Here is an 8102-nt window from a genome sequence, read left to right as displayed (position 1 = left end):
CATCCAGTTTTTTACATTAAAAGACTGGTCCTAGCTTAGTGATGTCTTTTTTAAGCTAATTGTACCTTGATAATTAAATAAGCTTTTATTTTGTTATTGACATATCACCGCAGGTCTTTATTGGGATTGATTCTGAGCAATTCCAAATAAAAAGTTTCGAGTAGTATGGGTAATGAAGTCTTCGTGTGTCATTTTTTTGTTTTGAACGAGAAGGCTATAAATAAGCGGATCCGAAATAATTAATAATTGGTGTGCGGTGTATTCATTAGAGATTTCATCATGAAACACTTGCTCCCTTTTTCCTTGATCAATTACTTTTTTAAAGCATTTAATCATTTCATTTTGAATCTTTTCTAATTCAGAACTATTTTTTTCTTGGAATAAAGCTGCCATGTCAGGAAAGCTAAGTAATACAAATTGAAAGTATGAACTTTCTAAAGTTGCTCTAATTAGCTCTTTAATTTTTGTAATAGCATCAGTCTGTTTATTTGCAATTATTTTCAAAGTTGTTGTAGATTGTGACATCTTCGGATAAATAAGGTTAAAAACTAATTCTTCTTTTGATAGAAAATGATTATATAAAGTTCCTTTTGCGATATCTAGATAATCAGACACATCACTCATTTTAAAAGCATAATATCCTTTATCCTTAATAATCTGTTCTGCAGTATTCAATATCAGAGAATGTCTCTTTTGAAATTTTTCTTGTTTTTTACTCATTAAACCACCTCGAAATGACTTTAAAGTCAAAAATGACCCGTAAGTCATTTTATGATATTCTTGTGAATAAATCAATTACATATTGATGAATCTTGATAATTTGCAGGGGTAATATGGGGATACAAAGAGTAGGTATCATTCATTTACGAAGCAAAGAATCACGGTAATACATTAAAGGACAAGTCGTTGCAACACTCGCTCATCATTAGAACTTGACGGTTGTAATATTAGAGCCTTGGTTGGATGGATTTAATGAAAATTTGGAGGAATGCCAACGAACTCAATGTAGCGAATAGCGTTCTGCCTAAAATTGCAAAGTGAAATCTATGCTGAATGCTGATGCAACGTTTAATTCTGTAACTTTACAATATAGTATTCCGGTTTTATAATGAATAAATGTTCATTAATTAAAACTGATCAAAGGAGATTCATATATGAAGTCAGAGAATAAAATATTTACAATAGTCCAAGCGGATAAAACAGATTTAGACGTAAGGAAGCAGATGTCTGAGATTTTTGCGGAAGGTTTTACACAATGGCTAGGCTATTTTTCAAAAGATAAAAAGATTATCGCAAAGGCTTTTGCTCATATGTTTGTGTTAGATCAATTTTATGTGGCGATTGCAAATGGGGAAGTTGCTGGAGTTACAGCATGTACAGATGGAATAAAAAAATCGGTAAAATTAAATAAAAAGGAATTGAGAAAGCATTTAGGTTACTATAAAGGAAGCATTGCAGGGATCTTTTTAAAGAAAGAGTTTGAAGCTCCTTATGAAAATTTCCCTCCTAAGACTGGGTCGATTGAGTTTGTTGGAACGGCTCCTGAATTTAGAGGACAAGGTGTCGCAACACAGATTATCCAACATATCATTGAAAATACACCGTATGATGATTACGTCATTGAAGAGGTTGCAGATACGAATATGCCGGCAATGAATCTATATACAAAGTTAGGCTTTGAAGAATACAGAAAAAAGCCGATCCCAGAAAAGAGAGCCAAGAAGATTGGAATCAATAATTTTTTATCTTTGAAGTATGTAAAAAATTAAGGGCCATATTGATAGATTCAGGAAAAGGCGATAAGGAGAGAGAAAAATTGCCTAGAACAGAAGAACAATTTGAGGCGATGAGAATAGCGACAAGAGACAAAATCCATTCGTCTGCTATCAAGTTATTTGCAAAGAAGGGGTTTGCTGCTACAAGTGTGAAGGATATTGCGGAAGGTGCAGGGATCAGCATTGGACTAATGTATCGGCATTATAAAAAGAAAGAAGATTTATTTTATGAATTGGTTACTTATGCTACTAAAGGATTGGAGAGGCTAGTGGAAAGATTTCAAAGTGAGGAATCTCCAGTTGAGTTAATTCAACAGTTTACACTAGAAATATTAAATGATCTTGATAAAGATGATGAATATGCTCAGTTTCATATGCTGATGAACCAATCTTTGACAATGGAGAACCAATCACTACAATTACAAAACCTTAACAAGATAAGTGAAGAATTGATACAGCAAACGACTCGATTAATTGAAAAGGGTCAAAAATTAGGTCAATTTAGAGAAGGGAGTCCTTCAGAGTTGGCATTGTTCTATTTTGCCTCCATACAAGGAATGACAATGTTTAAACTATTGAAAAATGAGCAATTTGTTACTCCAAATATAAAAATAGTTACTGCCTTTTTAATGAAGGATTGAAACTAGATCTGGCCGAGAAGGTATGAAACTATCTCCATCTATAGTTGCCTAATACCTTTTAGTGTATTTTAGATTAATCTCGATACTATGACTTAAATTGAGAACAGGAGCTATGAAAAGATGAACATAAAAATTAAGCAAGAACAGGTCGAGGACTATAAAGTAACTGAAGAAGTGGTAAAGTGTACATTTGCTAATGCAGAACACAGTGATAGCAATGAACATAATTTGGTGTCTCGAATTAGGAACTCAAATGTATTTATTCCAGAATTATCTTTAGTGGCGATGGATAATGAGAATAATCGAGTAGTGGGACATATTCTTTTATCCAAGATAAAAATTAAGAATGACGATCAAGTTGTAGAGTCGCTCGCACTTGCACCTGTATCTGTCTTACCAAATTATCAAAATAAAGGTGTAGGGAAGTTTTTAATTAGTGAAGTATTAAAAAAAGCAAAAGAGCTTGAATATGATTCGGTTTTCGTCTTGGGGCATACAGAATATTATCCGAAGTTCGGGTTCAAAAAAGCATCTACTTGGGGGATAAAGGCACCTTTCGAAGTCCCAGATGAAGCATTCATGGCAATTGAATTACATGCAAATGTTCTTGATAAGGTTTCAGGAGTTGTAGAATATCCTAGCGTATTTTTTGAATGATTAGCCGAAAGTTGCAAATGAGAAACTTGACAATATTTAAGGAGCAGAAAGTTTATGATCGTGCAAAACATTATGAATGAAATAAGTAAAGAGTTAAAAGATGTGCCTGGCATTGTTGGTGTAGTCCTAGGAGGCTCAAGAGCAAGAGGGACGAATCACGAAACTTCTGATATTGATATTGGAATATATTATGATACATCGGCAGGGGTTGATGTTGTAGAGGTTGGTAAAAAAGCAACAAAGTTGGATGATGATCATCGAGAAAATATAATTACATCATTAGGAGAATGGGGTGACTGGATAAATGGTGGTGGGTGGATTGTCGTTCAAGGATACCATGTAGATTTGATTTTTCGGGATATAAAAAGGGTATCTCAAGTAATTGATGATTGTTTAGAGGGCAAGGTTTCTACTCATTATCATACAGGACATCCACATGCCTATCTAAATGTTATGTATATGGGGGAAATCTCCATTTGCAAAATATTGTTTGAGCGTACCAATCAAATTTCAAATTTAAAAGCAAAAACAAAGCCTTATCCGAAAGCCTTAAAGGATGCCTTAATTGGCTATTTCATGTTTGAAGCATCTTTTTCTTTGATGTTTGCGAAGGACAATGTGGATAAGGATGATGTATCGTATGTTATGGGACACAGCTTCCGAACTATTTCATGTTTAAATCAAGTATTATTTGCTTTAAATGAAGAATACTGTATCAATGAGAAGAAAGCAGTCCGGATGATTGATAACTTCAGTATAAAACCGAAAAGTTACAAACATAGCATCGATCAGATCGTTACATTGATTTCTTCCGATCCTGACAGGACAAGAGAAGGAATAGAAATGTTACAGCAACTTATTTCAGAAACAGAAATGTTATTAAGCTAAGGCTAAATAACTTTCTCAGATTGTATAGGCATTATTTCCCTTTGACTTTTGACAAAAGATTATCTATACTAATCACTGTATTTATAAACGGTAGGAGGATTATTAAAAAATGACACATTCGATGAGACTGCGTTTCCCAACTTTGAACCAGTAATTGAATATGTTCAAAGGCTCTGTTTTGTGTTTGCAGAGTAATGGGATTAGTCTGTCCTTTTTTAATAATCTTTCATTTCATATTTAAAAAGATATCTATTATCTCGATTTGGGGTATTTTTAACCTATTTAACGATAGGTATTAACAACAATCTCTATTCAGGATAATGATATGGAATGTTTAGAAAGGCGGATGGTTCTGCCTTTCTTTATTTTTTGTACAAATTTTCTTTACCTTTGTTATACTAAAGGTAGGTTTATTTGTGGACGGCTATTCATGGCTTCCTTATAAAATATGGATAGGGCTTTTTCCCTTTACTTCAATCACAGGCAGATGCTTGTGATTTTTTTATTTTGGAGGGAACATTATGGAAAATAAAAATTGGAAAAGAAAATTTATTGCGATTTTTACTGGGCAGTTCTTTTCATTATTGAGTAGTGCTGCTGTTCAATTTAGTATTATTTGGTGGTTAACGGATACAACGGATGGTTCGCCGCTCGTACTGACATTGGCAGGTCTTGCTGGATTTTTACCGCAAGCATTGGTTGGTCCGTTTGCTGGAACGATTACGGATCGCTACTCACGCAAATTGATGATGATTATAGCTGACATGACTGTTGCACTTGGGAGTTTAACCTTATTAATTACGATGTACTTTTATGAACCGAGTATTCTATTGGTGTTATTTGTTTTAGTTATTCGCTCTCTTGCAACGGCATTTCATATGCCGGCAATGCAAGCATCCATACCTTTACTTGCACCTGAAGAGCATCTTACCAAGGTAGCAGGTTGGGGACAGACGATAAGTTCTATTTCAAATATTGCAGGGCCTGCAGTTGGGATGTCTATGCTTGCAGTTAGTTCACTTGAATGGGTATTGATGTTAGATGTTCTTGGTGCTGTGATGGCAAGTAGCATTTTATTGTTCATTCACATTCCACGAGTACCAAGAAAAGAAGGAGAGGTTTCTAGCGGTTTTATGACTGAAATGAAAGAAGGGTATTATGCGATAGTGAAGCATCCTGTTGTTTTGAAGCTAACGATTACTATGACCATCGTCGCTATGCTTTATATTCCGCTTGGTACTTACTTTCCACTTATGACACGAAATCATTTCGAAAGAGGTGTTGTAGAAGCGGGTATCGTGGAGGTTATTTTTGCTATTGGATTAATTGTTGGAGGAGCACTATTAGGTGTACTAGGTGATCATTTCGATAAAATAAAAACAATGGCTGCAGGAATGTTGTTGATGGGGGTTGCATTATTTATTTCTGGTATAGTTTCGCCATCATTGTTTATGGCATTTATTGTGATGGCTGGTTTGGTTGGTTTGTCTGGACCATTGTTTTCAGCACCATTCTATGCCCTTATTCAAACAGAAATACAGCCTCATCTCTTGGGGAGAGTTTTTAGCTTTGTGACAAGTATTTCGTTATTGGCGACACCGATTGGTTATGCGGTAGCTGGAGTTTTGATTGAACTAACAAGTGTTGCCTCATTATTTTCTATCATAGGTATTTTGATTGTCATAAATGCAGTAATAACAAGGAAAGCAAAATAGGAGGAGATATTCATGCAGTTTTTATTGTTTTTTTGATACGAGCTTGAACTTGAAATGAAAGCAAACAGCTCGTATCGGTCCTAGCTATCGGTACGAAATGAATCATTTTCGGGAGGTAGCAATTATGGAAAAAGTATGCTTTGAACTAGAAAATATAGAGTTAAATTATTTAGATAAAACAGTATTAGAAATAGAACGACTAGCGATCCATCAGTTTGATCGTATCGGTATTGTGGGAAAAAATGGTGCAGGAAAGAGCACATTGTTAAAGTTGCTTGCAGGGATCATTCATCCGTCTAGTGGAATAGTCAAACGTCACGTAGATTTAGCTTATTTTGACCAATTAACAACGCCTAACGAATCAGAGATTGATTACGATTTAAAAGGGAAATTGGCGATTCCAGAAACTGAAATTAGAAACTTTAGCGGTGGCGAACAAACACGGCTTAAATTGGCACAAATTTTCTCCAGCTATCATCAAGCTCGATTAATTGATGAACCTACCACGCATCTTGATTCAGATGGTACGCAGTTTTTTATCGAAGAATTGATGTACTATTATGGTGCACTCGTACTTGTAAGTCATGATCGGTATGTGTTAGATCAATTGGTGACAAAAATTTGGGAAGTAGAAGAAGGAACTGTAACAGAATATACAGGGAATTACACTGAATATGTCCGTCAAAAAGAGCTTGAGAAGAAACAACTACTAGAACAGCATGAAAAATATGTAAAAGAAAAAACACGTCTCATGAAAGCTGCTGAAGAAAAAATGAAGAAGGCAGAAAAAGTAACACAAGGAGATAAGAGAGTAACAAAAGTAAAAGGAAATCGAACGTTTGAAACGAAATCAAAAGGAACGAGTCAAAAATCGATGCAACGTGCAGCAAAAGCGATCGAGCAGAGAGTGGAGCAACTGGAAGCAGTAGAAGCTCCTAAAGAGGAACAAATCATTCGTTTTCATCAGTCAAAAGCTCTAGAGTTACACAATAAGTTCCCGATCATGGGGGAGAGCTTAACGCTTAAAGCAGGGGATAAAACACTTCTCCGAGATGCGAAATTTCAATTTCCTTTAGGAAAAACGATTGCTATAACAGGAAAAAATGGCTCGGGTAAGACAACGTTGCTTCATCATATTTTAAAACATGGAGAAGGGGTAACAATCTCGCCAAAAGCTGTTATAGGTACGTATCAACAAATGGACTATCGATTTTCAAAAGAAGAAACGGTATTGGATTTTATCAAAAATCGAAGTGATTACAATGAAAGCAAAATCAGAGCTGTACTTCATGCCATGAATTTTACTGGTAATGATATAAAAAAGAATGTCCAGAATTTAAGTGGTGGAGAGGCAACTCGTTTAGTATTGTGTCAGCTATTTCTAGGAAGGTATAATGTATTAGTTTTAGATGAACCGACAAACTTTTTGGATGTTTTTTGTATCGAGGCATTGGAACGATTTTTGAATGGATATGAAGGTACGGTTCTTCTCGTATCACATGATCGGACTTTCGTTGAGTCAGTGGCTGATTCTGTTTATGTTATCGAAGACCAAAAATTAATGTTGAAAAACTAAAATGAAGGGTTGAATCTAAAATAAGATTCAACCCCCTTTTCACTATTATATTTCTTAAAGAGATTGCTTGGATTATCGTTTTACAATTTCTTCATTATGCCTCTTCATGTTGAACTGGTTTTTATACTTCTTTCTTACCTGCTATGCCATAAAAGAATAGCTTGGTAAGATCCTCTGCTATTGGAAGTGTCATAGTGGCAACATCTTCCCGTTGCAAATATTCTTGAAACATCTTTAAATAGAATAAAATTGCTTCATTAGATATCTCAGAGTCAATATATCCTTGTTCTCTACCTTCATTAAAAAGTTTAATGAAGAGTGGAAGGGCTTCCTTTTGATATATTTCTTCAACATAACTCTGCCCACTAGCATAATCTTTCATAAAGTCTTGAAAAAATCGTTCACTTATTTGATTAGCGGCAATACCTTTTTCAAATATAATCTTTTTAATCTTCTCATTAAATGGGAGGTCATTAACTAATAAATGTTTTTGTTCATCCCATATCTGATCAACATAAAACTTAAAAACTAAACGAACAAGATTATCTTTGCTTTCAAAGTAATTATATATGGTGACTTGCGATACATTGGCCTTTTTAGCTATTTCTGTAATAGATACCTTTTGTAATCCATACTTCATGAATAGGGCTAATGCGGCATTTAATATGTCTCTTTTCTTTTGTTCCCTACGTTTTTCAAACCCATCCATATTCTTCACCTCATAGTTAGTTTAATAAAAATTATGTAATAAAACAATAAAAATAGTTCATAAGTTGTTGCAGAAACAACAAATTTTGTATATTATGAAATAAAAGAGTTAAATTAATTCATAATTATAAGGGGAATGAGG

9 protein-coding genes are annotated in these 8102 nt (G+C 34.5%); 7 read left to right on the top strand and 2 right to left on the bottom strand.

The window, feature by feature from the left end:
* Positions 1–117: 117 nt before the first annotated feature.
* Positions 118–720, bottom strand: coding sequence for a TetR/AcrR family transcriptional regulator (locus KQI76_RS08230; protein WP_216399844.1), 603 nt, complete (start codon positions 718–720; stop codon positions 118–120).
* A gap of 434 nt (positions 721–1154) precedes the next feature.
* On the opposite strand from KQI76_RS08230, the gene KQI76_RS08225 reads away from it, so the two are divergent.
* The 7 genes from KQI76_RS08225 (at position 1155) to KQI76_RS08195 (ending at position 7252) form a co-directional block, all read left to right on the top strand.
* Entirely contained in the window at positions 1155–1769 is a 615-nt protein-coding gene (locus tag KQI76_RS08225; RefSeq protein ID WP_253288878.1) for a GNAT family N-acetyltransferase, read from the top strand.
* 47 nt (positions 1770–1816) lie between these two features.
* Positions 1817–2416, top strand: coding sequence for a TetR/AcrR family transcriptional regulator (locus KQI76_RS08220; protein ID WP_077318138.1), 600 nt, complete (start codon positions 1817–1819; stop codon positions 2414–2416).
* Positions 2417–2536: 120 nt separating this feature from the next.
* Positions 2537–3073 (top strand): GNAT family N-acetyltransferase, encoded by a 537-nt coding sequence (locus KQI76_RS08215; protein WP_077318137.1) that lies wholly within the window; start codon positions 2537–2539, stop codon positions 3071–3073.
* Between the two features lie 54 nt (positions 3074–3127).
* Positions 3128–3961, top strand: coding sequence for a nucleotidyltransferase domain-containing protein (locus KQI76_RS08210; protein ID WP_216399843.1), 834 nt, complete (start codon positions 3128–3130; stop codon positions 3959–3961).
* Positions 3962–4070: 109 nt separating this feature from the next.
* Positions 4071–4115: an erythromycin resistance leader peptide gene (locus KQI76_RS12075; protein WP_105980607.1), complete on the top strand. Its 45-nt coding sequence runs from the start codon at positions 4071–4073 to the stop codon at positions 4113–4115.
* 367 nt (positions 4116–4482) lie between these two features.
* Positions 4483–5676: an MFS transporter gene (locus KQI76_RS08200; RefSeq protein ID WP_216399842.1), complete on the top strand. Its 1194-nt coding sequence runs from the start codon at positions 4483–4485 to the stop codon at positions 5674–5676.
* Between the two features lie 124 nt (positions 5677–5800).
* Positions 5801–7252: an Msr family ABC-F type ribosomal protection protein gene (locus KQI76_RS08195; RefSeq protein ID WP_216399841.1), complete on the top strand. Its 1452-nt coding sequence runs from the start codon at positions 5801–5803 to the stop codon at positions 7250–7252.
* 121 nt (positions 7253–7373) lie between these two features.
* Here the strand turns inward: KQI76_RS08195 and KQI76_RS08190 are convergent, their stop codons facing one another.
* On the bottom strand, positions 7374–7961 hold the full coding sequence (locus KQI76_RS08190; RefSeq protein WP_102415779.1) for a TetR/AcrR family transcriptional regulator: 588 nt from the start codon (positions 7959–7961) through the stop codon (positions 7374–7376).
* Positions 7962–8102: the final 141 nt, after the last annotated feature.

It is taken from the genome of Amphibacillus sp. MSJ-3, from assembly GCF_018919165.1.
Classification (GTDB): Bacteria; Bacillota; Bacilli; order Bacillales; family Amphibacillaceae; genus Amphibacillus.
Note: the sequence above shows the minus strand (reverse complement) of the source record. Positions and strands in the feature narration are given on the sequence as shown.

Coding starts and splice junctions, on each gene's coding strand:
- KQI76_RS08230 (WP_216399844.1), bottom strand. CDS start 720: ATGAGTAAAAAACAAGAAAAATTTCAAAAGAGACATTCTCTGATATTG.
- KQI76_RS08225 (WP_253288878.1), top strand. CDS start 1,155: ATGAAGTCAGAGAATAAAATATTTACAATAGTCCAAGCGGATAAAACA.
- KQI76_RS08215 (WP_077318137.1), top strand. CDS start 2,537: ATGAACATAAAAATTAAGCAAGAACAGGTCGAGGACTATAAAGTAACT.
- KQI76_RS08210 (WP_216399843.1), top strand. CDS start 3,128: ATGATCGTGCAAAACATTATGAATGAAATAAGTAAAGAGTTAAAAGAT.
- KQI76_RS08200 (WP_216399842.1), top strand. CDS start 4,483: ATGGAAAATAAAAATTGGAAAAGAAAATTTATTGCGATTTTTACTGGG.
- KQI76_RS08195 (WP_216399841.1), top strand. CDS start 5,801: ATGGAAAAAGTATGCTTTGAACTAGAAAATATAGAGTTAAATTATTTA.
- KQI76_RS08190 (WP_102415779.1), bottom strand. CDS start 7,961: ATGGATGGGTTTGAAAAACGTAGGGAACAAAAGAAAAGAGACATATTA.